This window comes from Desulfofustis glycolicus DSM 9705 (assembly GCF_900130015.1).
Lineage (GTDB): Bacteria > Desulfobacterota > Desulfobulbia > Desulfobulbales > Desulfocapsaceae > Desulfofustis > Desulfofustis glycolicus.
Window position 1 is genome coordinate 129,259 of sequence record NZ_FQXS01000010.1, and the last position, 25,983, is coordinate 155,241.

Consider the following 25,983-nt stretch of genomic DNA (forward strand, 5'->3'; position numbering starts at 1 on the left):
GAATATGAAGGATAAAGTCTTCCTCGAAGACATCGAAGAGATCAGTGAACGAGACGATCGGGCCCTGATCATGTTGCAACGAAGGGCCCTCTTTGCGCCTTTTTTCGTGTTGGCGTTCTTCTTTCCGATCGTTGCCCGTTTCTGGTACCTGCAGATCAGCAAAGGCGACCAGTACCGCCAGCAGGCTGAAACCAACCGGGTTCGCTTGATTTCACTGCCGCCGCCACGCGGCCATATTCTTGATCGCTATGGGCGGGAGATCGTCAGCAACCGGCCGTCCTTCAATGTCGTTATGACCCGGGAGGATTCCTACGAGATCGGCGATGTCCTGAAACGGTTGGCACCGGTCCTCGGCGAAGATATTGAAAAGCTCTGGGGTCGGATCAGGGAAGCGGAGGGAACACCGCGACACGTGCCGGTTGTGCTCAAGGAGGATATCGACTGGGAAACCCTGGCCTTCCTGGAAAACAACAGGTATAAATTTTCCGGTGTGCGGATCGAGGTCCGTCCGGTGCGTACCTTCCACTATGGCGACCTGGCTGCCAACCTGATCGGTTATATCGGCTCCATCAACCGTGAACAATTGAGCAAAGATCCGGACGGCTTTTATGAAGGCGGCGATCTGGTCGGCAAGCGCGGACTCGAGTTGTTGCGGGAAAAAGACCTGCGCGGCGAGAAGGGGCGGCGCTCCACCGAAGTCGATGCGCGCGGCTTCGAACAGCAACAGCTGAAAAATGTCGAGCCGCTGCCGGGGCATGATATCCATCTGACCCTCGATGCGGAACTACAGCAGGCCGCCGAGCAATATATGGCCATCGGTGAGAAGGCGGGTGCTGTTGTGGTGCTTGAAGTCGAGACCGGGCGCTTACTGGCCGCGGCCAGCACTCCGACTATTCACCTGGAGGACTTTATCGGCGGTATTTCTCAGAAGAACTGGGACGCCCTTTTGAACAATCCCCGTCATCCGCTGATCAACAAGGTCGTGCAGGCTGCTTATCCACCTGGGTCGACATATAAACTGGTCACTGCTCTGGCCGGTCTGGCCGAAGGAGTCATCGATGAAGAGTCGGTGATCTATTGTCCCGGTCACTACCGGTTTGGTAATCGCACCTATCGCTGCTGGAAACGCGGCGGACACGGTCCGGTCGAGATCCGGCGGGCTCTGTCGGAATCCTGCGACGTCTTTTTCTACCAAGTCGGCCAGCGTGTCGGTGTCGATAAATTGGCCCAATACGCCCGCAAGCTCGGCCTTGGCAATCTCACCGGTGTGGATATGGAATATGAGAAGGCCGGTCTGGCGCCGACTCGAGCCTGGAAGCGGCAACGTTACAACGAACAGTGGCACGAGGGAGAAACCCTGTCGATCGCCATCGGTCAAGGTTTCAACCTGACCACGCCGTTGCAGGTCGCCCTGATGACAGCTGCCGTGGCCAACGGTGGGACTGTCTATCGCCCGCAACTGGTGGAAGCGGTGACTACTCCCGACGGGCGCGTGGTCGAGCGGTTTTCCCCGGAAGTGGTCAGCGAATTGTCCGATCGGGAGAAATCATTTTTACCCATTATTCAGGACGGATTGCTCGAAGTTGTTCACGGCAAGCGGGGGACGGCCCGACTGGTGCGAATCGAGGGGCTGCCGGTGGCCGGCAAGACCGGTACCGCTCAGGTCGTGCGACTCGCAGTCTACAAAGGGCTCAAGGATGAAGACATCCCATACCAGTTTCGGGATCACGCCTGGTTTACCTGCTACGCACCTGCTGATGATCCGAAGATCGCCGTCACCGTGCTCGTGGAACATGGCCTGCATGGCAGTTCCGGCGCCGGCCCGGTGGCCCGGGTGGTGCTGAAAAAATATTTCGAGCACCGGCTCATCGAACAGGCCAACGCAAAGGCCGAAGAAAGCGGGCGGGGAGGCGGGGAAGCGTGAACCAGATGGAGGCTGTTGATCGTCGCGAAGAGGATATGGTGCAATGATTCGATTTGACCGAAGGCTGCTCTCGCATTTTGACTGGGCGCTGCTGATCATGCTACTGCTGGTCTGTTCGATGGCTTTGTTCAACCTGTACAGCGCCTCCTACCCGGCCCAGCCGTGGGGGACGCCGCCCTACCTGAAACAGGCCTATTTTTTCCTGATGGGTTTTGCCGCCATACTGGTCATTCTCGGCTTTGATTATCAGGAACTCCATTTTTGGAACTATGTCTTTTACGCCATCGTCGTTATTCTGCTGGTGGTGATTCTCTTTGTCGGCAGGAGTGCCGGTGGTGCCCAGCGCTGGATATCGCTCGGTTTTTTCAACCTGCAGCCGTCCGAGTTGGCCAAATTGATGCTGGTGATTTCTCTGGCCAGCTACTATTCTCGGCGGGAGATTACCGACGGTTACACGATCAGACAATTGATTGTGCCGATTCTGCTTACCGCGGTACCGTTCCTGCTGATCATGCTCCAGCCCGACCTTGGCACTGCCCTGATGCTCGGATTTATCTTCATGTCGATGACGATCTTTGTCAAGCTGCGATTTTCGGTTTATGCGATCCTTGGCTGCAGCGGCCTCGGAGCCGTGTTCTTGGCCTGGCAACACCTGCTCAGGCCCTACCAGAAACAGCGGATACGGACGTTTCTCGATCCGGAGGCGGACCCGATGGGGCACGGTTACCAGATCATGCAGTCGAAAATTGCGGTCGGCAGCGGCGGACAGTTCGGCAAGGGTTATCTCGAGGGTACTCAGGGGCACCTGCATTTCCTGCCGGAACGGCACACCGATTTCGCCTTTGCCGTTTGGAGTGAGGAGTGGGGTTTTTTCGGTTCGATGTTTTTTCTCGGCACCTATTTCCTGATGCTGATCTGGGGGTTGTATTCCGCCATGTACGCTCGGGACAGGTTCGGTGTATTGCTTTCGTTTGGCATCGTTATGCTGATTTTCTGGCAGGCGGTCATCAACCTGCTGATGATTCTCGGACTGCTCCCGGTGGTTGGTATTCCGCTGCCGCTCGTATCGTACGGCGGCTCCTCATTGCTGACGACGATGCTCGGCCTTGGGATACTGTTCAATGTCCGGATGCGGCGTTTTCAGAACGGGCACACGTCTGTCGATTAACGGGCCGGCTCATCCTTCGGTCGCGTGGTCCAGTACCAGGTTTCTCAGGGCGGCAATGAAGCGGGGCGTCGTGTTGAGTCCCGGCGTCGATTCCAGGCGGATGCCATATTCGCCGGCCAGTGCGCGGTAGGCAATATTGATTTCGTAAAGTGTTTCAACGTGGTCGGAGACGAAGCTCAGAGGAACCATCAGGATGGCCTGGCAGCCTTCGTCGGCAAGGGTTCTGATCATCTCCGGCGTTGCCGGTGAGAGCCATTCGACCGGGCCGCTTCGGCTCTGGTAGCACAGTCTACCGGGGCGACCGGTTTGTGCTTCCACTGCGGCAATGGTCCGCTGCAAATGCTCGACATATGGGTCACCCTCCTCGATAAAGGAGACCGGAAGGCTGTGGGCGCTGTAGACGATCTGTACCGGTTTGTCCGCAAAGAGATCGAGTCCGGCCGTGATTCGTTCGGCGAGGCAGGAAATATAGTCCGCTTGATCCGGCCATGAGGAAATCTCGACGAGCCGGCCGGAGTAAGCGGCCCGGGTCAATCGGGACTTGAGTTCATTGAGCGACGAGCCGGTGGTGGCGCGGGAGTAATGGGGATAGAGGCTGAGAGCGACAATACGCTCGACCCGGGCCGCCAGCAACTCCTCGACGGCGGTTTCGGTAAAGGGGCGCCAATATCGCATGGCGGTCGTTACCAGGAAATCGCCGTCGCCGCTCAGGGCCTGTTGCAGGGCCTGCTGCTGCTGCTTGGTAATGGAGGTAATCGGTGATCCGCCGCCGATCTGGGCATAGGTGGCAGCGCTTTTCGGCGCGCGTTTTCGGGCGATCAGCCAGGCCAGGGGCTTCTGGAGCAGCCGTGGGCCGAGACGGATGATCTGCCGGTCGGAAAAAATGTTGTAGAGAAACGGCCTGACATCTTCCTGTTTCTCCGGGCCGCCCATATTGAGCAGAACGATACCGGTGCGCGGCTGGTTCATGGATGATCGAGATGGTCTGTGAAGGTGTTCATCCGCTTTTCATACCATAAAGAGCAGGTCGGGCAAAGTCTGAACAGCACCTCCTGAGCAGAACGGCGGAGCCGAGGAGTTAGGGATTCTGAAAATCGAAAGGAGTTACTTGATTCTGATCGACAGCCGCATATAATATAAGGAAAGGGATGGTTGCAACGGCTGTCCCGCAAGCGTTCACGAGAGTCCGGTTCTGATGCCGAAATCGCTTTTGACCCGAAACCCCCAACCCTCTGCTCTCTCCAGTTGTCTCATTTGTCGTAACCACCTGCTTGATACATGTCCGCCGATAGTGTGGCGGAATCGCTTGGTTTGCACAATACGGGCCGGTGGTCGTACGTCGTGGAGCACCTTGACGGGTGCATGTTTTTAGCGGCGGGTTTCCGCTGCTGGAACGAATTATGGAGGAATTCTATGGAACTGAAAGTCGAAGCCCGAAATGTTGAGTTGAAAAAAGGCTGGCAGATCAAAATCGAGGAGGAGAAGGAGAAGTTGCTGCGCAACTATGCCAGTTTTGTTCTTCACCTGCGCGTCGTTATCGAGGCCACGACTCATCACAAAGAGGGCGGTTACGAAGTCAAGATCGTGGCTTCGGTACCAAACGACACCATGGTTGTCAGCAAAAAAGGTGAAGTGGTTCGGCCACTGCTTATCGAGGCCTTTGATGTCTTGACCCTGCAGCTCAAGGAGAAGCTCCGCAAAATCCGGAAAGTGAAGAAAGGTGCCGATGTCCCGTTGGAAGTCGATAAGGCTGGCGTCGTCAATATGGTTTCCCCGCATGAATCATACGGATTTATCCGCTCGTTCGATGAAAGAGAGATCTATTTTCACGAAAACGCCCTGAAAAATATCGCTATTGAGGAGTTGGCGGAAGGCGACAGCGTCCTCTACGGTGAGACCTTCGGCGACAAAGGCCCACAGGCATCTTGGGTGCGGCTCGCCAAATAAGTCAATCTAATAAAAAGGCGGGAGAGGTTTTAACCTGTCCTCCGTACATGAGCTATTATGATCAAAGGTCATACCGAACGATGAAAATCGGCGTCATGGGCGGAAGGGCTGGCCGCTCCTGCCTCCGGCTGCGGACGTCCTGTCCGCAGCCCTTCGGGCCTGATTCTCCGGCCCGCCGGGCCTTTGCGATGCAGCCTCCGGCAGAACCGACCAGCCCGGGGACGTCATAACTAAACTCAGGACAACCCCACCCCGGAAACGGTGCGGGGTTGTCGTGTTTTTGCGCTTTGACGGATCAGCGCTGGTAGCCGGCAAAGGCGAAGTGATCGTTGGCATAGAGCTGTGGATCGGCATCGGGGTAGGAGACTTCCTGGCCGTTCCACGGCTTTTTGAGAGTGTAGCTGTTGTTGTCGTTCATGGTCACGACATTGCTGCGATGCAGCGGAATCTTGCCGCCGGCGGTGGCGATATAGCGCGGGATGGCGTCGCCGGAGATATTGCCGTACATCGATTCCACGATGTCGCGGCCCACCTCGAGTGGCACCCGGAAGTGGGTGAACTGCGGGTTGCGGTAACTGCAGTTGAATATGTAGTAGGGCCGGACATAGGCCTCCTGGATGGTCTCGCAGAGCTTCCACATCTTGACTCGACTGTCGTTGATGCCTTTGAGCAGGACCGCCTGGTTCAGTACGGTGAAACACCGTTTCGAGATGCGGCGGAAGGTGTCGCGCGAGACCGGGGTGATCTCCTGGGCGGTATTGATCTGGGTCACCACACGGATCGGTTTGCGATCGTTGCTGGCTTCGATGATATCGAGCAATTCCTCATCGACCCGCATCGGTACGGTGACCGGGACTCTGGTGCCGAGTCGCTTGAGTTTGACGTGATCGATTCGGTCGAGTTCTTCGAGCAGCCATTTGAGCATGGAATTGGGCAAGACGAAAGCGTCGCCGCCGGTGATCAAAACGTCTCTGATTCTGGTGTTGGAACGGATGTAATCGAGCGCCTCGTTGTATGCATCACGCGAGTAGATCTGGTCCTTACGGCCGATATGGGCGATGCGCAGGCAGTGGGTGCAGTACATGGCACACATGTTGGTCGCCTTGATGGTCACCACGCGCGGATAGAACTGGTCGATCAGCCGTGCCGGCGAATGATCGGCTGCCACCGGCGGGATCTCGATACCGGCGTTATCGATCATTTCACCGGTCGGGATCGACTGCAGCATGATCGGATCGTTGACGCTGCCCGGCATGATCAGGCTGGTATAGTAGGGGGTGAGCCGCATCCGGTATTTTTCAGTGACTTTTGTGATCGAGGCAACAGCGGCTTCGGGCAGGTCGACGAGTCCGGCCAGGGTGTCGATGGAGTCGATGGAGTGCCGGATCTGGCCGGGAAAGCTGTGCCATTCCTCGTCGGTCATCGACAGGGCTTTTTTGATTCGTTGCTGGTTTTCCAGGATCGTATCCCAGAGTTCGATGCCGCTCGGGGCGACGGTATCTTTTTCGGCCAGATATTCGTCAACCCGTTGATTTGCCTCGACGGCAATGGGACGGGCCTGGGTCAATCGACCGCCGATGCTGACCAGGTGTTCATCGATCTGTTGATGCTTGCGGGCCAGGTCCTCGAGCGTGGGCCGGTCGATGGTGAATGCCGTCGGAGAGCGACGATTTTCTCCGGCCTGATTGAGCAGAAAGGAGAAGAGATCGAGGATCGGGCCCGTTTTGTCAGTCTGTCGGGCCTCGGCCAGCAACTGGGCCACTGTTTGTTGTTCGTCTTCCGGCACCGTGGTGTCGTTGTCGCCGGCAGCAAACAGCGTGGTAAAGAGCGCTTCGGTGTATTGATCCCAGTCGCTGGTCGGCCGGTCGGTGTGATGGCATGATTGCTCCATGTTATTCAGCCTCTACAATGGTTTGTTGGATGAAGCCAACGCCCTGGCACAACCCTTCGTCGACGTCTTCGCGATTGCGTGCGACAGAGACGACGCGGGCCAGAAACATGCCCGGCATGACAAGAAAATTGGTCCCCGGATGTTCGAGAATGACAAAGTCTTTCAGCAGTTCACCATTGGCCACCTTGCGAAACGTCTCCCGTTCGTACGGATTTTGCGGAATGTAGCCGGTGGTCAGTTTTTTCGTCTGGATCTTGTAGTTGTAGGTTCCCCAGTGGATCTTGCGCAGGTTCTCTTTCATTTCCACCGTGTTGCGGGGGAACCGTCCTTCGGTGACGGCATAGTATTCGAGTTCGGGCAGCATCGGTGCGCCTTCCGGCAGGGTCTGCTCGAGAGTGTAACAGAATTCCAGGGTGGTTCCCTGCTTGCGGGCGTTTATCTCCAGGAAGAGGATTTCACCGTTGTTGTCGATCAGATAGTCGCAGCCGAAGATGCCGCGGTAACCTTTCTCGCCGAGCATGCGACCGGCACGCACGGTGTATTCGTGCATTTTCTGTTTCTGCTCGGGGGTGGCCAGCGATGGAAACTTGGAACCGATGAAGCGGTTGCCGTCGACGATCACCTGGTCGGCAATGCCGGCGATATAGACATCCTGGTCGTTGGCGACCACGGCCAGCACCGTCGGGTCGAGCTGGTGCGGAATGAATTTCGAGATCAGGTAGACGTCGTTGGTGGCGCCGAAGCGGCTTTCCACCTGATGCTGGTTGTAGGTGACCGCCGAGTTGATACCGGCCGCCGAGTACGCACCGGAAACGAAAATGCCGTCGGTCCACTGGCTGCGCAGGTCTGCCGTCGTTTTGAGCAGGCAATCCTTGTCTTCGCAGACCTTGTGATCGGCCAGCGGTACGACCCCCTCGAGGGCCTTGTATTGCGTGATTTTGTTGTTGAATTGTCGGGCGATATATTTGTCTGGTCCGAGAATCGAGACCCGCTCGATCTGGTCGAGCGTCATATCGAGAACGCTCTCGTAGAGATTGATATAGAGTTGGTTCTGGCGCTCGAGAATCCGGTCTATCAGGGTGCGGATAGCCGAGTTGTTTGATACCGCGCTCATGAATCGGCTCGAATCGATGCGCCAGCTCCGGCGGGGTTTCTTTTCCTGCTGGACGAAGGCGTGATCGGAAATGAATTCTTCCTCGCCCCGCGGGTTGATGACGATAATATTGGCGTAATTGTACTGGATGCAGATATCGGGGACGATCGCAACGAACTTGATCGGCCGATTGGGTATCCGGTGGGCCAGTGCCTCCTGAACGAAGTAGTTCAGGCTGTACGTCTTGAGTTCGCCGACGTAGAGAAAATAGTAGTAGTCAGGGTTGTAATTGAAATTGGTAAAGAGTATCTCGTCATCTTCGGGGACCATGAACGTATTCCTTGTCTGTGCTGAGGGAAAAGATCGATATCTGCCGCATCGGGGGACGGCAGATGGGGCTATTCAATAAGTGGTTCCCCGGTGGGGGCGGTATCTGGTGAGGGTCCGGTTCGGTAAGGAAACGGGCAATGCTGCGGCGCTGCAGGAGAGGGTGCGAACACTGCCCTGATAACGTCGTAGTGTCCCCTTCGGCTGGGGGGGGCGGATCGGTGCAGTCCATGTCCTTCTGGATGCATGTTTTTACAGGCGCTGAACGACAATTGGAACGGGTAAGCGCCTCGTTCGGCTGTAATTTTCTCGTCCAAGCCTCGTCTAATGTTGTCAGTCATTAACGCTTGCCGGGTACTTTGTCAAGCGGTCATGGAGTCTTTTCCCGGGCGGTGCGGCAAATCCCCTGATGAGAGTCGGCAGATCGGGAAATGGCTTGACTTGTCAACGGAATTTTGTGAATTATATAGTATTATATCGGAGATTGCTGGAGAGGCGAGGACGCGCGTGTTGTCACTTGCTGCCACGTGTCTCCGCGATTTCCGGTATGTTCCACTCCCCGCGTTCATACAATGGTTTCACATGGTTAACCGCTCTGCCGCGGTGGCCATTGATCGCCTCCTTGGCTTGTTGTATAAGCCATGGAGAACAATAATAAAAAACGAGGAGGGATTGAGTATGAAGAAGCAGGTAGCATTATTTGCAGCCCTGACCCTGGGGTGTGCTATGGCCTTTAGTTCGGCTGCCGTTGCCGAAACCAAATTCGTTACTATCGGTACCGGCGGCGTCACCGGTGTCTACTATCCGACCGGTGGGGCGATCGCCCGCCTGGTCAACAAGGGTAAAGACGAGCATGGCATCCGTGCCACGGTGGAAAGTACCGGTGGTTCGATTTATAATCTCAATGCCGTAGCGTCCGGCGAGTTGGACATGGGCGTTGTCCAGTCGGATTGGCAGTACCATGCCTATCATGGAACCAGCAGGTTTGAGGAAAATGGACCTAACAAGGACCTGCGGGCCGTCTTTTCCATTCATCCCGAGCCCTTTACCGTTGTCGCCCGCGCCGACGCCGGCATCAAGAATTTCGAGGACCTGAAGGGCAAGCGCGTTAATATCGGTAATCCTGGCTCTGGTCAGCGCGGCACCATGGAAGTCGTCATGGGCGTCCTGGGCTGGACCAATGATGATTTCAAACTCGCCTCCGAGTTGAAGCCGGCCGAGCAGTCCCAGGCGCTGTGCGACAACAAGGTCGATGCGATCATTTACACGGTCGGCCATCCGAACGGCTCCATCCAGGAGGCAACCACCGCCTGTGATTCGGTTCTGGTCAACGTCACCGGACCGGCCATCGACAAGCTGATCGAGGAGAACAACTACTACCGTACCGCTGTCATCCCCGGCGGCATGTATCGCGGCAATCCCGAAGACACCACCACCTTCGGTGTCGGAGCGACATTTGTCAGCTCCGCCAAGGTACCGGAAGAAGTCATTTATGTGGTCGTCAAGTCGGTCTTCGAGAACTTCGATGAGTTCACGCAATTGCATCCGGCGTTTGGCATCCTGAAGAAAGAAGAAATGGTGAAGGACGGCCTGTCCGCTCCGTTGCATGACGGTGCGGCCAAGTACTACAAGGAAGCGGGCCTGATCCAATAGGCACGGTCCACATCGTTCGATGATAGAGATGCGCGACTTCGCCGTTTGCTCGGGGTCGCGCATCTTTGTATCGGCAGGTTCGATGTTGTTCCCGCCACATCCATCGTCTAGACCCGATAGGTCCAGCCTCCGCGCGGATGATGTGTCCTGATTGGTTGTCCGGGAACGGGAACGAAGCGGTTGATAGAGAGGTTGACGGCTATCTTGCCTTGAGGAGCACGGATCATGACAAAGCCCAGCGAACGACCGGTTGCCGGAAAGAGCGTACACGAGTTTATTGCCGAAGTTGATACCGGCGGTCGAAATCCGGTAGGTTCGATTCCGAAAAACATCTTGTTTTTTGTACCGCTGGCCTGGACGTTTTTTCAGCTCTGGAACGCCTCTCCGCTCCCCTATCTCTTTAATATTTTTATCCTCAACTCCACGGAAGCCCGGGCGATCCATCTGGCGTTCGCAATGTTTCTGGCGTATACCGCCTTCCCGACCTTCAAGTCGTCGCCAAGAAATTATATCCCGTTCCAGGACTGGGGCCTGGCGCTGATCGCCTCTGCCAGTTCGGCCTATATCTTTCTCTTTTATACCGAGTTATCGTCTCGCCCCGGCGCACCGCTGCTGATCGATCTAATCGTCGCCGTTGTCGGCCTGATACTGCTGCTCGAGGCCACCCGCCGGGCCCTGGGGCCGCCGCTGATGGTAGTTGCCGCGGTCTTTATGCTGTATGCCTTTGCCGGCGCCTATATGCCTGACGTGATCGCTCATAAGGGAGCGAGCCTGACCAAGGGAATGACCCATTACTGGCTGACCACCGAAGGTGTCTTTGGCGTGGCGCTCGGCGTGTCCACCGATATGGTGTTCATGTTCGTGCTTTTCGGCTCCTTGCTCGAGGCGGCCGGGGCCGGGAATTATTTTATCAGGACCGCTTTTGCCGGTCTTGGTCACATGCGCGGCGGGCCGGCCAAGGCCGCTGTCGTTTCCTCGGCCATGACCGGACTGGTGTCGGGTTCGTCGATTGCCAATGTGGTTACCACCGGAACTTTTACCATCCCGCTGATGAAGAAGGTCGGGTTCACGCCGGAGAAAGCCGGCGCCGTTGAAGTCGCCTCCTCGACCAACGGCCAGTTGACCCCGCCGGTAATGGGTGCGGCTGCCTTCCTGATGGTCGAGTATGTCGGCATCTCCTATATCGAAGTCATCAAGCACGCGTTTCTGCCGGCCATCGTCTCCTATATCGCCCTGGTTTACATCGTCCATCTCGAGGCGTGCAAAATGGGGCTAAAAGGGATGGTGAGAAAGCGAAGCCGGACGCTGCTCCAGAGTCTGTTCACCTTCGTCGCCACCATTCTGACACTGATCATCATCGGTGGGGTCACCTATTACGGGCTTGGCTGGATCAAGACCGTGGCCGGTGAGGCGACCATCTGGGTCAGTACTGGTTTGCTGCTTGTCGCCTATATCGCGCTGCTCAAACTGGCCTGCAAGGTACCCGAGTTGGAGGTGACAACCGAAATCACCGAATTGCCGCCGTTGCGCGAGACCGCTCAGGCCGGGTTTTACTTCCTGCTGCCCATCGTGGTGCTCATGTGGTGCCTGACAGTGGAGAGGCTGTCACCGTCACTGTCGGCGTTCTGGGCCACGGTGCTGCTGATGTTCATCGTCATTACCCAGCGTCCCTTGAAACGCTGGCTGCGCAAGAGTGACAGCGAGGAGTTCTCTTTTGGCCGCGGCTGGCAGGAATTGATCAGCGGCATGGTCTCCGGGGCCCGGAACATGATCGGTATCGGCGTCGCTACCTCGGCCGCCGGCATCATCGTCGGCACGGTCACACTGACCGGTATCGGCCTGGTCATGACCGCTTTCGTCGAGTTCATCTCCGGCGGGAATTTGGTCCTCATTCTGCTGTTCACCGCGGTGATCAGTCTGCTGCTCGGCATGGGGCTGCCGACCACGGCCAACTATATCGTCGTTTCCACGTTGATGGCTCCGGTCATTGTCAGCCTCGGCGCCCAGAATGGGCTGATCGTGCCGCTCATTGCGGTGCATCTTTTTGTCTTTTATTTCGGCATTCTGGCCGATGACACGCCGCCTGTCGGCCTGGCCGCCTTTGCCGCGGCTGGTATTTCCGGAGGTGATCCGATCAGAACCGGTATCCAGGGATTTACCTATGATATCCGGACCGCGATCCTGCCGTTCATCTTTATCTTCAATAATGAAATACTGATGATCGGGGTCGGCACGCCGCTCCACTTTGTCGTCGTTGTTTTTGGCGCGGTCGTGGCCATGCTGATGTTCGCTGCCGCGACCCAGGGCTATTTTTTGACGAGAAACAAGATCTGGGAGACGATCTGCCTGCTGCTTGTGACGTTCACGCTGCTTCGTCCAGGTTTTTTCTGGGACCAGTGGTATCCGGAACTGACCGAGCGACCGGCAACCGAACTGGTGTCGATTCTCGATGAAATGGCACCGAACTCCCATGTCCGATTGCAAGTCAAGGGCGAAAAATTTGACGGCAACGAAGTGACCAAGACGGTCATGCTGTCCATCGGCGATGGGTCGACCGGTGAAGATCGATTGCGCAGCCTCGGTCTGACCACGACGGAGGACGGGGAGAACCTGCGGGTCGGCATGGTCATGTTCGGCAGCCCCGCCGATCGTGCCTTGATCCGTTTTGGTTATGAAATAACCAGTGTCCACGTGGAGAATGAGCGGCCGCCGAAACAATTGATGTTTATCCCGGCCTTGCTGCTGTTGGCGCTGATCTGGTTTTTTCAGCGTAGACGGGTACAACGCCAGCAGGCGTAGACGTTTGATAACGTGATATCGGTTTTACCGTAACGCTCGACATCCGGTTATGCGCTGGATCGTCCACATGAGGAGATCGCTATGAGCATCAAGAAAATCATGGTACCGCTCACTTTTTCACGTTTTTCCCAACGGATGCTCGACTACTCGGCGACGCTGGCCGAAGCGCTCGATGCAGAATTGATCCTGGTCAACGTGATCAATGAGCGGGATCTGGCGGCTGTCGATAAGATCAGCTCGTTCGGTTTCAAGGTCGACAGTGAGCACTATGTCGAAACCGTCAAGAAGGAGCGGCGTGAAGCGATTGCCGATATGGCCTCCAAGCTCTCCTTGGCAGATGACCGTGTCAGCTTCGTTTTTTTGATCGGCGATCCGTCCACGGAGTTGCTCAGGTTCGTCGTGGAGTCCAATGTCGACCTCGTGGTGATGGGAATCAAGACCAGAGATTTGCAGCATATTTTCGCCGGTTCGGTGGCTGAGCGGATGTTTCGACGCTGCCCGGTACCGGTTGTTTCCTATCGCGGCGGCGACACGACCGAGCAGATGACCCAATGGGTGCGAAAACATATTACCCATACCTGATGAAACTGTGTTTGTACCGACGTCGGTTTTAGACCCGGCGGCAAAGGAGAGGGCTGCCCTCTCCTTTGCTTTTGGGAACCTTGGAAAATTGTCATTTCGCCCTATCTCATCGTTGCGCAATCAAATTTTATCGTCGGGATATCATGTGTATGCCTGCGGTAAAATTTTCTTACACGCCTCGATCTTGAACGAAATCCAAAATTTTTCAGGCCCCCTTTTTGTGAGAGCAGGTCAAACCGCTGGCAAGCCGCCGACGGTAAGGAGCCATGGACGTGAGCGAGGACATTTATCTGATTGACGGCAGCGCCTTTATCTACCGGGCCTTTCATGCTATCTCGGCGCTGACTAACCGAGACGGTATGCCGACCAATGCTGTTTTCGGGTTTGCCTCCATGGTTCGGCGGCTGATCAAGGAACGGCAGCCGGTCTGCCTGGCCGTTGCCTTTGACAGCCGGGGCCCGGTCTTTCGTCACCAGTTATATGATGAATACAAGGCCACCCGGCCGGAGATGCCGGAGGCGCTGGCCGGCCAGATTCCCTATATCAAGGAGCTCGTCAAAGCGCTTGGTTTGGTCAGCTTTGAAGAGCAAGGTGTCGAAGCCGATGATCTGATTGCTTCCGCGGTCAACCGGCTCGCGGATTCGGGGAGCCGTATTGTCATCGTCTCCGGTGACAAGGATCTGCTGCAATTGGTCGGCGACCGAGTCACCATGTGGGATCCGATGAGCGACAAGGTCATGGACCGGGCTGCTGTGCGGGATAAGTATCATGTTGACCCGGAAGTGCTGCTGCACTGTTTCGCCCTGATCGGGGATAGTTCCGATAACATTCCCGGTGTGCCCGGCATTGGTCCGAAGACGGCCGGAAAATTGGTGAAGCAGTACGGTTCGCTGGAACAGCTTTACGAACGGCTCGATGAGATGAAATCCTCGAAGATGAAGCAGAGCCTGATCGAGCATCGTGATGCGGCGTTTCTCTCCCGTGACTTGATCCGCCTCAAGAGCGATTGCGTCGTGCCGGACGAGCCGGCCGGGTACCGACTCGGCGAGCCGGATAACGGGCGCCTTAAGGTGTTGTATACGAAATTGGGGTTTACCAACCTGCTCAAGGAGGTCGACAACGCCGCCCCGATCGCCACCGACGGATTTCGGTTGGTTCGGGATCGGCAGTCATTGGACGAACTGGCCGCGATCCTGGCGGAGGCCTCGCTGTTGGCGATTGATACGGAGACGACATCACTCAACACCCGCCGTGCCGAGTTGGTTGGCATCTCTTTGAGCTGTGGTCTGCCGCAGTGCTGGTACATCCCGCTTGGCCATCGTGATGAGGCCGGTGAACTCGTAGCCGGTCAATTGCTGCCGAACGAGGTCCGGGAGGTGCTCGAACCGTATTTGACGTCGGCCGAGCTACCGAAAATCGGCCACAACCTCAAATACGATTACGCAGTCCTGGCGCAGGCCTCCGACGTTTCATTGGCCGGGCCGCTGATCGACACGATGATCGCCGCGTACCTGACCGAACCGGCGCGCCGATCGCTCAAACTTGATGACCTGTGCCGGGAAATCGATATAAAGATGACCTCCTACGAGCAGGTTACCGGCGGCGACAAGCGAGACGATGCCTTTGCCTATGTTCCGGTTGAGGCGGCCGGCACCTATTCCTGCGAGGATGTTCATGGCACCTTGGCCCTGTGGGAGCGGTTGCAGCCGCGACTTGCGGAAAAGGACATGCTGCGTCTCTTTCACGAGATTGAGATGCCGCTGGTGCCGATTCTGGCGCACATGGAGGTGGCAGGTATCAAGGTCGATCCGCAGCGCCTCGACGATCTGGCCGAAGAATTCAGGGAAAAACTGGCCGCGCGGGAAGAGGAGATCTATCGTCTGGCGGGACACCCGTTCAATATCAGTTCTCCCCAGCAATTAGGGGTGGTGTTGTTCGAGGAGTTGGGCCTGCCCCACGGCAGGAAGACCAAGACCGGTTATTCCACCGACGCCGGGGTTCTCGAGAAACTGGCGCAGCAGCATGAGATGCCGGCCCTGATCGTCGACTATCGCAATCTTGCCAAGCTGCTGTCCACCTATATCGAGAAGCTCAAGCTGCTCATCGACGAGAAGACCGGCCGGATTCATACCTCGTTCAACCAGACGGTGACCACCACCGGTAGGTTGTCGAGCAGCAATCCGAACCTGCAGAACATTCCGATTCGCGGCGAGGAGGGCGGCCGGATCCGGGAGGCCTTTGTCGCTGAGACCGGCACCGTATTCCTGTTTGCCGATTATTCGCAGATAGATCTGCGGGTGCTGGCCCATTACTCCCAGGACCAGGCGCTGCTGGCCGCATTCCGGCGAGGGGACGATATCCACAACCGGACCGCGGCGGAAATCTTCGGCGTCTCGCCGCTTTTTATCACGCCGGACATGCGCCGGGTGGCCAAGAGTATCAATTTCGGTATCGTTTACGGCATGAGCAGTTTCGGCCTGGCCAACCAGCTTCGCATCAGCAGGACAGAGGCACAGAAATTCATCGATCGCTATTTCGATCTCTACTCCGGCGTTCAGCAATTCATGCACGATATCGTCGAGCAAGCCAAACGAGACGGTTATGTCAGCACGCTGCTCAACCGGCGCCGTTACCTTCCGGAAATCAAGGCCTCAGACAAAGCGCGTCGGGAGTTTGCCGAACGGGCGGCGATTAACACGCCGATCCAGGGAACTGCTGCCGATATCATCAAACTGGCCATGCTGCGGGTCGACGAATTGTTGCAGGGACGCCCGGGGCGATGCCGGATGCTGCTGCAGATTCACGACGAATTGGTCTTCGAGGTCGACGAGACCCAGTGTGGTGCGCTGCAGGAAGACATTCGTCGTTGCATGGAGCAGGCCCTGCCTCTCGACGTCCCGCTCGTCGTCAATATGCAGCAGGGACACAGCCTGGCCAAATAACCGCAGCGCCGTAAGCGGGCCTCCGCTTAGCCACGTGCCTCGAGCGGGATAAACGGCCGGTTGACGATACCCTGATACACCTGGCGGGGCCGTCCGATCCTGCTGCTGTCCTTGTCCGAGTTCATCTCCTGCCAGTGAGCGATCCAGCCCGGCAACCGGCCGAGGGCGAACATCACGGTGAACATGTTGGTGGGGATGCCCATCGCCCGGTAGATGATACCCGAGTAGAAGTCGACGTTCGGATAGAGGTTTCGTTCCTGGAAATACTCGTCTTCACTGACGCGCTGTTCGAGTTCCATGGCGATATCGAGCAGCGGATCCTCGATTTCCAGCGAACCGAGAACGTCGTGACAAATCTTTTTGGTAATTTCCGCCCGTGGATCGTAGGTTCGGTAGACCCGATGCCCGAAACCGGTCAGCCGGTAGGGGTTGTCCGGATCCTTGGCCATGGAGATGTATTTTTCAAAGTCTCTGCCGTCGGCGAGGATTGACTCAAGCATCCGGATTACGGCCACGTTGGCTCCACCGTGCAATGACCCCCAGAGGGCATTGATGCCGGCCGAGATGGAAGGATACAGGCCGACACCGGCGCTACCCACCAACCGTACCGTCGACGTCGAACAGTTCTGTTCGTGATCGGCATGCAGGATGAGCAATTTATTCAGGGCGGCGACGAGAACCGGTTCGATCTTGTAGGGCATGTTCGGCCGGTCGAACATCATGTTCAGGAAATTGGCGCCGTAGCTCAGGTCGGCGCGGGGATAGACGAGGGGGTGGCCCATATTTTTCTTGTACGAGAACGCGGCGATGGTCCGTATCTTCGAGACCAGACGGGCGGTCGTCGTGGTAATCCCGCCGTAGGGGTCTTCTTCCCGGTCCATTTCCGGGTAAAAATCATGAAGGCTGCCGACCATCGTCGACAGGATCGACATCGGTGAGGCGTGCGGCGGGAAATGATCGAAGAAGTGGATCATGTCCTCGTGGATCAGGGCGAATTTACCCATGTCGTACTTGAACGTGTCCAACTCCTCATAGGTCGGCAACTCGCCGGTCAGCAGGAGATAGGCGACCTCGACGAAGAGACAGTTTTCGGCCAGTTCGACGATATCGTAGCCGCGATAGCGAAGAACGCCGTTTTCACCATCCAGATAGGTGATGCGCGACTCACAGGAACCGGTGTTCATGAAGCCGCTGTCCAGGGTGATAAAGCCGGTGTCGCGGAGTAGGGAGCGGATGTCGATCGCCCTCTCCCCGGTGGTGCTCTCGATGATCGGAAGTTCGTGGGTAGTGCCGTCAACGATCAGGCGCGCATTTTGGTTTGACATCGGAAATCCTCCATAAATCCTGATAATTACCGTATCTGTCATCGGGATAGCACGCCGTCTGCAACAGATCGTCGGTCAGATGGAATACGGGACCGTCAGGCTGATCCGGGATTATCAGTCGTGTCGTCCGGGCGAATCGTTCTTGCCGCTGTGGACAGATGCATCGGCAGCCGGCTGGCTGCGCGTGGAGAAAATGGTGCTTGAATGAATCGGAACTGACGTACTATAGTCTGAACAGTGTCGTATTTCAATTCTTCTTTTTCTGGGTCGGGGAGCGGTTCGGACCCGAAACAAAGAAGGGCAAATCGGAAAGATCAGCAGTGGAAGGTATTGTATGAGCGGTCTGCAGAGAGAGCTTGATCGTTTGACCATTGAGGAGCTCGTTCGCTACGTGGTTACGGATGAGGAGTTGCCGGCGGCGCTCGCCCTGGTACAACGTTTCGGCGATCAGCACCTCGCCGCTCCGGTGCTGCGCAGTTACTATGAAGTAGTGCCTGAGGGGCGAGAGGAGATGGTCGTCGACTTGCGACTTGTCGCCCGGCAGGCGGGGATTGCGCTGATTGCGCTGGCCACCACCGGACACCGCTATCTCTATCTGAGTTCGGCGGGGGAGGCTCTTTTCCTCGGGAATTATGACCGTGGGGTTGAGGATGAAGCGGTGTTGGAGTTGTTCGGTTACCGGAACAGAGAGGAGTTTCTGGCCCAGGTGGGGCCATTTTCCGAACTGCCGCCGCTGCCGGTAGAAGATGATGCGCCCGAACTTGTGACCTGCGCCGCCTGCGGCGTTTTGTCCGGCGAGCTGCACATCTTCGGCTGTCCGGTGGAGCTGTGCCCCTGGTGCGAGGGACAGCTGAGCCGCTGTAATTGCCGGTTCGATCAGCTCGGCGTCGATCGGGTCGAGAGCGAAGAACAGCTGGAACACTTTGCCGAGATGCTCGAGGCCAAAGGCAGGATCGCCTTTGAAAAAGAGCAGAACCCGTCTTATCCGGTGGCCGGGGAAGATGTCGGTCCGGCCGCTGCAGACGCTGCGGAGCGGCCGGACCGGGACGATGATGATTAGTTTAGTTTCTGGAACTGTTCTTCAAATAATGAAAGAGATCAGAATCGGAGGATAGTACCAGCGAGGTATTATCGCCGATCACCGACTCGTAGCTCTCCAATGTCTTCATAAAGGCGAAGAACTCCGGATCCTGGTTATAGGACTCACCGTAAATCCGGGTGGCCTCGGCATCGGCCTCGCCTTTGATGAGCATCGCCTCCCGGTTGGCCCCGGAGGTGATTTCCCGCAGTTCGCGATCGACGGTACCGAGGATCCGAGCCTTCTGCCCCTCACCGGTCGAGCGCTTTTCGGCGGCGATCCGCTTGCGCTCGGAGATCATCCGGTTGTAGACGCTCTCTCGGACCGTATCGATATAATTGACCCGCTTGAAGACCACGTCGAGCAGTTCGATGCCGTATTGCGGTGTTGCCCGGGCGGCGATTTCCAGTGCCTGGTCGGAAATCACGTCACGTCCCCGTTCCGGCGTGGTGCCCGGTTCCTGGTTGGACGGGCTCATGTTTTCGATCGACCAGTCGGAGCTGCGGATGATCTCGATCAGGTTGTTCTTGTTGACCATGTCGCGCACCGTGCCGCCGATGATATCGTTGAGCAGTGACTGGGCCCGATCTACTGTCTTGACCGCCTGCAGGAAGGTCAGTGCGTCGGTGATCCGCCAGCGGGCGGTGACATCGAGGAAGACGAAGGTCTTGTCGTTGGTTGGAATCTGGTTCGGCTCGCCGTTCCAGATGACGATCCGTTTATCGAACTCGTTGACCTGCTGCACGAACGGCATCTTGAAATAGATACCTGCCTCGGTTTTCGGCGTACCGATCGGTCTGCCGAACTGGGTGATCACCACCTGCTTGCCTTCCTCGACGATGAAAAAGCCGTCGTAGACGACGACGATGCCGAGCAGGACCAGGCCGATCAGGAGAAAATTGGCTATTTGTTTCATGGTATATCCTTTGCTCGTATTGGTTACTGTCCGTCCTGGACCGGCGGCTTTGCGGCGGAGCGGAGATTCAGCAGCGGCAGCGGGCCCTGTTGACCTTCATCGATAACGTAGACCGTCTCGACGCTGGGCAGCGCTCTCTGCATGGTCTCCAGGTACATGCGCTTCCTGGTGACTTCGGGGGCGTTGCGGTATTCCTTGAGGATATCGAGGAACCGGGCCGCGGCGCCCTCCGCGTCATTGATCCGCTCCTTGGCGTAGCCATAGGCCTCCTCGACGATCTTCAGCGCGTTACCGCGGGCGGCCGGAATGACCCGGTTGTATTGCTCTTCAGCTTCGTTGACGAGCCGCTTCATATCCTGGTCGGCCTCGTTGACCTCGTTAAAGGCCGGTTTGACCGGGTCGGGTGGATTGATGTCCTGGAACTGCACGGCGACGAGATCGACGCCTGTTTCCAGGAACGTCAGTTCCCGCTGCAGCTCGTCCCGCACCGCGGCGGCCAGCAGGTCGCGGTTGCTCAGCACGTAGTCGAAATCCATGTTGCCGACGATCCGTCGGGTAACGCTTTCCGACAGGTCGAAGACGGCCTGTTTGACGTCCTGGACCTTGAACAGGTAGTTGATCGGATCGTTGATCCGGTACTGGACGATCCAGGCAACGTTGATGACGTTGGTATCGGCGGTCAGCATCAGCGATTCCATGTCGTAGGCCCGGCTTTCGAAGGAGGAGCGCTGGCCGCCCTGGGTGGAGCGGAAGCCGAATTCCAATTTCTGGATCTGGCGCACGTTGACCTTGTAGAGGTGCTCGAGATACGGGATCTTCAGATGCAGGCCGGGCTCGGCGGTTCGGTTGTATTCACCGAAACGCAGCACGACGCCGACTTCGTTCGGTGCCACCTTGTAGAACGACTGATAGGCGCCTTGCAAAATGACGACGATCAGTGCAAGGATCAGAACCTTGCCGATAATGGAGAACGGATTGGTCGGTCCTCGTTGTGAGGAGGGTTCGTCATCGCCTGATCGGGGCTTTTTCGATTCCGAAAAATAGTCCTGCACTTTCTTGATCAATTGGGCGATAAACTCCTCCGGTGTCTGGGGGCGCTTTTTCCTGCCCCAGGGAGGTTGTTGATCGTTGTTGGCCATCAAAGGTCTCCTGTCTGTCTATTGTTTACAGCGGCAACCGGGCCGGGGGCTGCCCCGGTCGGTCGAAATTAATCGAACGTTCCGTTCACCGGTGTGGTGCGCTCCGGCGAATCGGGACGATCGATGGTTGGCAGAGGTATTTGCTAAACGTACGTATGCTTGGTAACAAATCAAGGTGAAGGGTAATCGAAAATGAGCAATTAGACAAGCAGAGTCGGCTGCGATTGGCGGCAGCCGTGCGGTGATATCAATAAACAGGAGGGGCCAACGCCCGATTCCAGCTGATTATCACCAGGGCGGCAGCCGTCAGCAGGCAGCAGGTCTGGATAAAGGACGAATGCTGAGCTGACCGAAGCGGTCTGCTGCTTAGCAGCAAGCCGCACAGCAGACCGGCGAGCAGACCGAACAGGTGGCCGCCGAGATCGGTACGCGCTCCGGAACTTCCGAGCATGGCCAGCAGCGCCGCACCAGCAAGAACCGGGATGAGCATCCGGGGAGCAAACAGGGTGCGATAGGCCAACATCTGGTGGGCGGAGAGCATGCCGATCATGCTGAAGACCGCGGTGGAAAAACCGACGAAGAGGTGATCGCCGCCATGGATCTGGACATTGACGAAGTTGCCGAGCATGCCCGACACCAGCACCGCCAGCAGGCCGACGCCGGTGCCGTGGATCTGCAAGAAGAAATGGAGCAGGAAGCCGCCGATCAGGCAATTGCCTGCCAGGTGAGCGAAATCGGCGTGCAGGGTCAGTGCCGTGAGCAGCCGGTACCACTGGCCGTCGTAGATAATTGCCGACGCGTCACCGGCACCGCCGCCAAACCATGGTGAATCCGGGCGCCAGGGGCCGGTGACCAGGTAGAAGACGGCCAGCGCTCCGCTGAGCAGGATGGATGGTGGCGTGCTGCCGGAGGAGGCGGTCGGGGCGGGCAGCCGAGGAGGTGGCGGCCAATCGTGGTTTTCCTGGAAATAGTCTTCCAGTTCCCTCGCTGCGCGGGCGGCGGTCGCATTATCGACAACAAGAGCGATTGCGCCGTCCGGTTGCCGTCTGAGTCGATGCTCGATTGCGGTGGCCGACAGAACCAGCGAACAGGTCTCGATCATCGAGGAGTCGGTGGCCGTTATGATGATCGTTTCATCAGTTGTCGCTTCGGTGGGCTGATCCATGCGGCAACGATAATACAGAACGGGCGGAAAGCAAAAGGGCGGGCCGGTGCTCCTGAAACATAGTGCAGATACCCAAAAAAAGGGGCAGCGGCCTCCTCGCAGAGGAGAACGTTGCCCCCCGTTTCGGGCAGGGTCGTCAGCGGATTTAAGCGAGTTGCTTCGGGTGAACGATCGGCCCGTAGGCTTCTTTCAGCTTGGTCAGTTCCGCCTGTTGCCGGCGATACACCTCGAACAGTTTGGCCGGCAGATTCTCTTCCTTGCCGTACGCCTCGGTCTGCAGTTCGAGGCGGTGGAGGATGTTGTCAATATAGAGCGAGAATTGTTTGTCGTAGAGCGATTCGGGATATTCTTTGTTGATCTCGGCAAACAAAGCTTTCAGATCATCGTAACGGGGCAGGTAGCCGATCGGCGTCTCGATGCCCGTCACGTCGCCGTGCGCGAAGCGCTCCAGCCAGCCGAGCCAGACCTTGACGTCGCGTTTTTCGCCGAGCAGCTTGTTGCCCGAACCGCCCCGGTTGCCGTCGGTCAGGAAATAGTTGAGCCCAGCCATGACCGGACGGCCGGCGGCAGAGATTTTTTCTGAATTGAAAAATACGAACTGGGCTTCCATGTAATCGGCTAGTGAGCCGGGGATGAACGGCGCATTGGCCCACGGTTGTCGCCGGACACCGGTGACGCCGACCTCGGTGGCGGTGGCCTGGGAGACGATGGAAGCGCCGATGACCACACCCTCGTCCATGGTACGGGCGGCCCACACCGGCGGCATGGTGTCGCTGTCGCGGCCGGAATAGGTGAAGACTCTGATCGGCACGCCGGCGGGGTCTTCAGCAGCCTCGGTGGCATGGTTGGCGATGGCCGAGGCGAGCAGCGTGCAGCGGGAGTTTTTGTGCGACATCGGTATCGGTTTGCCGTTGGCATCGGTCTTACCCGGGGACCATTCGCCCTGAAAGTTGACACCGCGCTCCGGCACCGATTCGCCGTTGCCGACCCAGTGCGGTACGCCGTGCTCGTCGATCAGCACGTTGGACCAGATGACCTCGGTGCCGTCGCCGCGCAGACACTCCATCAGGTAGGGATCGCCCTCGCGATTGACATCCTCGACAATGCCGAAGATGCCTTTCTCCGGGTTGATGGCGCGGATCGTGCCGTCGGCGGCGATCCAGATCTGGGCCAGGTCGTCACCGACAAAATGACTGCCCACCATCGCCGTGGTCGTTTTGCCGCAGCCCGACGGTGCAGCGCCGGCACAGAAGTTGACACGCCCGCCGGGACCGGTCAAGCCGGTGATAAACATGTGTTCGGATAATTGTTCCTCCTTTTTGTGATAGGTGGCGTAATCGACGCAGAAGCGGTGATTGCCTTTTTTCATCAACAGCGTATTGCCGGCGTAGGTACAATAGGTGGAAAACGTGGTAAGCCAGCTGCGGTCCATCAGGATACGGGCATTCGGAACGTCTTCGGGCCGGTTTTTTCCTTCCGAATGAAGATTGGTGAAGAAGATGTTTGCCCGCTCGGCCTCCCGGTCGAACTGATCATAACAGTTGCGATAGAGCAGTTCAGCCGAATGCAGCACATAAGCCGATGACGACATCTCGATCGCCGGCACGGCGGCCTCGGCACCGACCGGACCGCGGCTGTAAAAGCCGATGATCATGGTCATGCCGTCCATGATGCCGGTCATGTATTGGCGGACGTACTGGGTGGCCTCGTCCCTGAGCAGCAACTTAGCCAGTGAGCTGATTTTTTCCCCTTCATTGATGATGTAGTAGGTTTGGTTGACCAGACGGGCCTGGTCCTCGGGGAGGTCGAAATGGATGGTGTGACCCGGTTTGGCCAGTTTTTTCTCTTCACCTTTGTGCAGGGCATGCTCTCTGATCCATTGGACATCTTCAGGACTGCCGGAGTTGATGAAGACCGCGGCGGGCTTGCAGATCACAATGGAGTTTGCAATCTTGATCAGGGCGTCAACCGTGGTGATCGGTGACAGCTTTTGCAGATTGGCTTTGTCCAAGGATTTTTCCAGGACCGCCTGGGCGTCCTCCAGGGACGTGATTCCACCGACAGCTGTCAGGATATCGGAACCTTTGTTCAATTCGAGCATGCTTGACTCCTTCTTGCTTTGGATAATATGAATAGTGTTCCGGTTATCGAAAACCGAGCGCCTCTCCAGCTCATCCGCCGGTTTGTCAGGGCGACACGGCGTTCCGCGCGTTCGGATCGGGCGACCGGCGACCGTCACCGCGCCGCTACCCGGAGCACTGCAGTTATGTGCAGTAGCCCGAATAATAAGAGTTTCTTATTGGCCAGTCAAGGAGAGTTGATGGAGTGCTGCCGCTTTTATCGACAAGGGTTTGCGTCCGAAAAGCCGGCTACATGAACTGCTGACTCGCCCGCTGTGGCGCGAAATGCCTTTACAAAACACCAATTATGGGATACTTGAACGGCTCGGCGGGACACGGTATGCCATGCGCCGGGACAAACGAGTGGAGACAGCAGGGGAGAGAGGGGTGCATGGTGTCGGCAAAAAAAAAAGAGCTTGCAATCCTGACGATTGCAAGCTCTCGATGTTTGCTGGTGCCGAAGAGAAGACTCGAACTTCCACGGGGAAACCCCCACTAGACCCTGAACCTAGCGCGTCTACCAATTCCGCCACTTCGGCATTAGTGTTGGTGAATATGATTGTTGGACCTCGTTTTGTCAAGACTTTCTTCAATGCACCCGAAAAAAGGGTTGTCTCCCCGATTTTCCGGTATTTTTTTTAACTTCGCCAGTGCTTGCAGCGTATCTTGCCAGGAGGCTGCAGCACCTGGAACGGAGACTGAAAAGAGGCCGATTTAACTTTATATACAATGGAAATCATTCGTCATCTGCGAGATATCACCGCCCCGTTGCCCGGTGCCTGCGTAACCATCGGCAACTTCGACGGTGTCCACCTCGGGCACCAGCAGTTGTTTAACGAGGTGGTCCAGCGGGCCGCGCGTAGCGGCGGCTGCTCCGTTGTGGTTACCTTCGACCCGCACCCGTTACGAGTCCTGCGGCCGGATGGAATCAAACTGATCTCGACCATAGAACAGAAAATCGAGCAGATCGACAGGGCCGGCATCGATGTCCTGGTGATTATCCCGTTCGATCGCGCTTTTGCCGCCACGACCGCCGAGCAGTTCGTGCAGGAAATTCTGCTCAACACCATCGGTATGAGTGAATTGGTGGTCGGCTATGATTATGCCTTTGGCAAGGGACGGAGCGGTGATACCTCTTTTTTGCAGGAACAGGGCCGCCGACAGGGATTTCCGGTCACCGTGGTGCCGCCGTTCTATGAGAAGGGGATGCTGGTCAGTTCGACCAAAATCAGGCAACTCGTCCACGAGGGCCGGATGGTCGATGCCTGCCAGCTGCTCGGCCGGCCGTACCAGATTCGCGGTGTGGTCCAGGTCGGCAAGCGTCGGGGCGGCAAGGAGATCGGTTATCCCACCGCCAATTTGCAGGTCAACGAAGAGGACCTGATCCCGCGGATCGGGGTCTATGCGACCCAGGTCATCTGTGACAAGGTCTGCTACGGCGGCGTACTCAACATCGGCTACAATCCCACGTTTGCTGAAGGGCGGTTGGTTGCCGAGACGCATATTTTCGATTTCAACAAAGATATCTACGGTAAGCCGATCAGACTGAATCTGCTGAAATTCATCCGCGACGAGCGGAAGTTTTCCGGGATCAGCGAGTTGGCCGAGCAGATCGGGCGTGATGTCCTTGCTGCTCGCCGGTTTCTTGCCGCCGCTCAGCAGGGGTTGTCGACTTGTTGTGCAGCGGAAATCGAGCCGACGGATTAACCGGCTGATTTGTGATCGGTTTGGTTTTTCTGCTTGAAAGTGATCTCCAAGTGTCTATAGTGTTGCCGCAAAAAGAAGGGAACCTTGAAAAAATGTCATTTCGCCCAATCTCATCGTTGCGCAATCAAATTTTATCCTCGGAATATCATCTATGCCTACGGTAAAATTTTCATGCACGCCTCGATCTTGAACGAAATTCCGATTTTT

General features: G+C 57.0%; 17 protein-coding genes and 1 tRNA gene. 9 read left to right on the plus strand and 9 right to left on the minus strand.

Annotated features, from left to right (window positions below; translation table 11 throughout):
* Positions 1 to 4: 4 nt before the first annotated feature.
* Positions 5 to 1,924, plus strand: a complete 1,920-nt coding sequence (mrdA, locus tag BUC26_RS10145; protein ID WP_073375747.1) for a penicillin-binding protein 2 — start codon at positions 5 to 7, stop codon at positions 1,922 to 1,924.
* A 43-nt stretch (positions 1,925 to 1,967) separates the two neighbouring features.
* A complete protein-coding gene (gene rodA / locus BUC26_RS10150) occupies positions 1,968 to 3,092 on the plus strand; it encodes a rod shape-determining protein RodA (protein ID WP_073375749.1) in 1,125 nt (374 codons plus the stop codon).
* Between the two features lie 9 nt (positions 3,093 to 3,101).
* Here rodA and hemH read toward each other — a convergent pair whose 3' ends face one another.
* Complete coding sequence (gene hemH, locus BUC26_RS10155; protein ID WP_073375751.1) at positions 3,102 to 4,061, minus strand: ferrochelatase; 960 nt, start codon at positions 4,059 to 4,061, stop codon at positions 3,102 to 3,104.
* 444 nt (positions 4,062 to 4,505) lie between these two features.
* Here hemH and BUC26_RS10160 point away from each other — a divergent pair, with 444 nt between their 5' ends.
* The gene (locus tag BUC26_RS10160) at positions 4,506 to 5,039 is read left to right on the plus strand and encodes a cold shock domain-containing protein (protein WP_073375752.1); all 534 of its coding nucleotides are present in this window, start codon (positions 4,506 to 4,508) and stop codon (positions 5,037 to 5,039) included.
* A 295-nt stretch (positions 5,040 to 5,334) separates the two neighbouring features.
* On the opposite strand, the gene BUC26_RS10165 is transcribed toward BUC26_RS10160, so the two are convergent.
* Positions 5,335 to 6,930 carry a KamA family radical SAM protein gene (locus BUC26_RS10165; protein ID WP_084540591.1) on the minus strand — a complete coding sequence of 532 codons (1,596 nt, stop codon included), beginning with the start codon at positions 6,928 to 6,930 and terminating at the stop codon, positions 5,335 to 5,337.
* 1 nt (position 6,931) lies between these two features.
* Positions 6,932 to 8,353 carry an ATP-grasp domain-containing protein gene (locus BUC26_RS10170; RefSeq protein WP_073375754.1) on the minus strand — a complete coding sequence of 474 codons (1,422 nt, stop codon included), beginning with the start codon at positions 8,351 to 8,353 and terminating at the stop codon, positions 6,932 to 6,934.
* Between the two features lie 675 nt (positions 8,354 to 9,028).
* Between BUC26_RS10170 and BUC26_RS10175 the strand changes: the two genes are divergently transcribed.
* The 4 genes from BUC26_RS10175 to polA all read left to right on the plus strand — a co-directional run bounded on the left by BUC26_RS10175 (position 9,029) and on the right by polA (position 16,326).
* Complete coding sequence (locus BUC26_RS10175; RefSeq protein WP_073375755.1) at positions 9,029 to 10,003, plus strand: TAXI family TRAP transporter solute-binding subunit; 975 nt, start codon at positions 9,029 to 9,031, stop codon at positions 10,001 to 10,003.
* Positions 10,004 to 10,228: 225 nt separating this feature from the next.
* Positions 10,229 to 12,802, plus strand: coding sequence for a TRAP transporter permease (locus tag BUC26_RS10180; protein WP_073375757.1), 2,574 nt, complete (start codon positions 10,229 to 10,231; stop codon positions 12,800 to 12,802).
* 81 nt (positions 12,803 to 12,883) lie between these two features.
* Entirely contained in the window at positions 12,884 to 13,384 is a 501-nt protein-coding gene (locus BUC26_RS10185; RefSeq protein ID WP_073375759.1) for a universal stress protein, read from the plus strand.
* A 266-nt stretch (positions 13,385 to 13,650) separates the two neighbouring features.
* Complete coding sequence (gene polA / locus BUC26_RS10190) at positions 13,651 to 16,326, plus strand: DNA polymerase I (protein ID WP_073375761.1); 2,676 nt, start codon at positions 13,651 to 13,653, stop codon at positions 16,324 to 16,326.
* A 26-nt stretch (positions 16,327 to 16,352) separates the two neighbouring features.
* Here the strand turns inward: polA and BUC26_RS10195 are convergent, their stop codons facing one another.
* Complete coding sequence (locus BUC26_RS10195) at positions 16,353 to 17,651, minus strand: citrate synthase (RefSeq protein WP_073375762.1); 1,299 nt, start codon at positions 17,649 to 17,651, stop codon at positions 16,353 to 16,355.
* 334 nt (positions 17,652 to 17,985) lie between these two features.
* On the opposite strand from BUC26_RS10195, the gene BUC26_RS10200 reads away from it, so the two are divergent.
* Complete coding sequence (locus tag BUC26_RS10200) at positions 17,986 to 18,711, plus strand: hypothetical protein (RefSeq protein WP_073375764.1); 726 nt, start codon at positions 17,986 to 17,988, stop codon at positions 18,709 to 18,711.
* A 1-nt stretch (position 18,712) separates the two neighbouring features.
* Here the strand turns inward: BUC26_RS10200 and hflC are convergent, their stop codons facing one another.
* From hflC to BUC26_RS10225, 5 genes are all read right to left on the minus strand, one after another.
* Positions 18,713 to 19,645 (minus strand): protease modulator HflC, encoded by a 933-nt coding sequence (hflC, locus tag BUC26_RS10205; RefSeq protein WP_073375766.1) that lies wholly within the window; start codon positions 19,643 to 19,645, stop codon positions 18,713 to 18,715.
* A 23-nt stretch (positions 19,646 to 19,668) separates the two neighbouring features.
* Positions 19,669 to 20,784, minus strand: a complete 1,116-nt coding sequence (gene hflK, locus BUC26_RS10210; RefSeq protein WP_073375768.1) for an FtsH protease activity modulator HflK — start codon at positions 20,782 to 20,784, stop codon at positions 19,669 to 19,671.
* 247 nt (positions 20,785 to 21,031) lie between these two features.
* Complete coding sequence (locus BUC26_RS10215; protein ID WP_073375770.1) at positions 21,032 to 21,949, minus strand: rhomboid family intramembrane serine protease; 918 nt, start codon at positions 21,947 to 21,949, stop codon at positions 21,032 to 21,034.
* A gap of 145 nt (positions 21,950 to 22,094) precedes the next feature.
* Positions 22,095 to 24,050: a phosphoenolpyruvate carboxykinase (GTP) gene (locus BUC26_RS10220; RefSeq protein WP_073375771.1), complete on the minus strand. Its 1,956-nt coding sequence runs from the start codon at positions 24,048 to 24,050 to the stop codon at positions 22,095 to 22,097.
* 471 nt (positions 24,051 to 24,521) lie between these two features.
* Positions 24,522 to 24,608: transfer RNA gene (locus BUC26_RS10225), tRNA-Leu, on the minus strand.
* Between the two features lie 190 nt (positions 24,609 to 24,798).
* Between BUC26_RS10225 and BUC26_RS10230 the strand changes: the two genes are divergently transcribed.
* A complete protein-coding gene (locus BUC26_RS10230; protein WP_073375773.1) occupies positions 24,799 to 25,776 on the plus strand; it encodes a bifunctional riboflavin kinase/FAD synthetase in 978 nt (325 codons plus the stop codon).
* Positions 25,777 to 25,983: the final 207 nt, after the last annotated feature.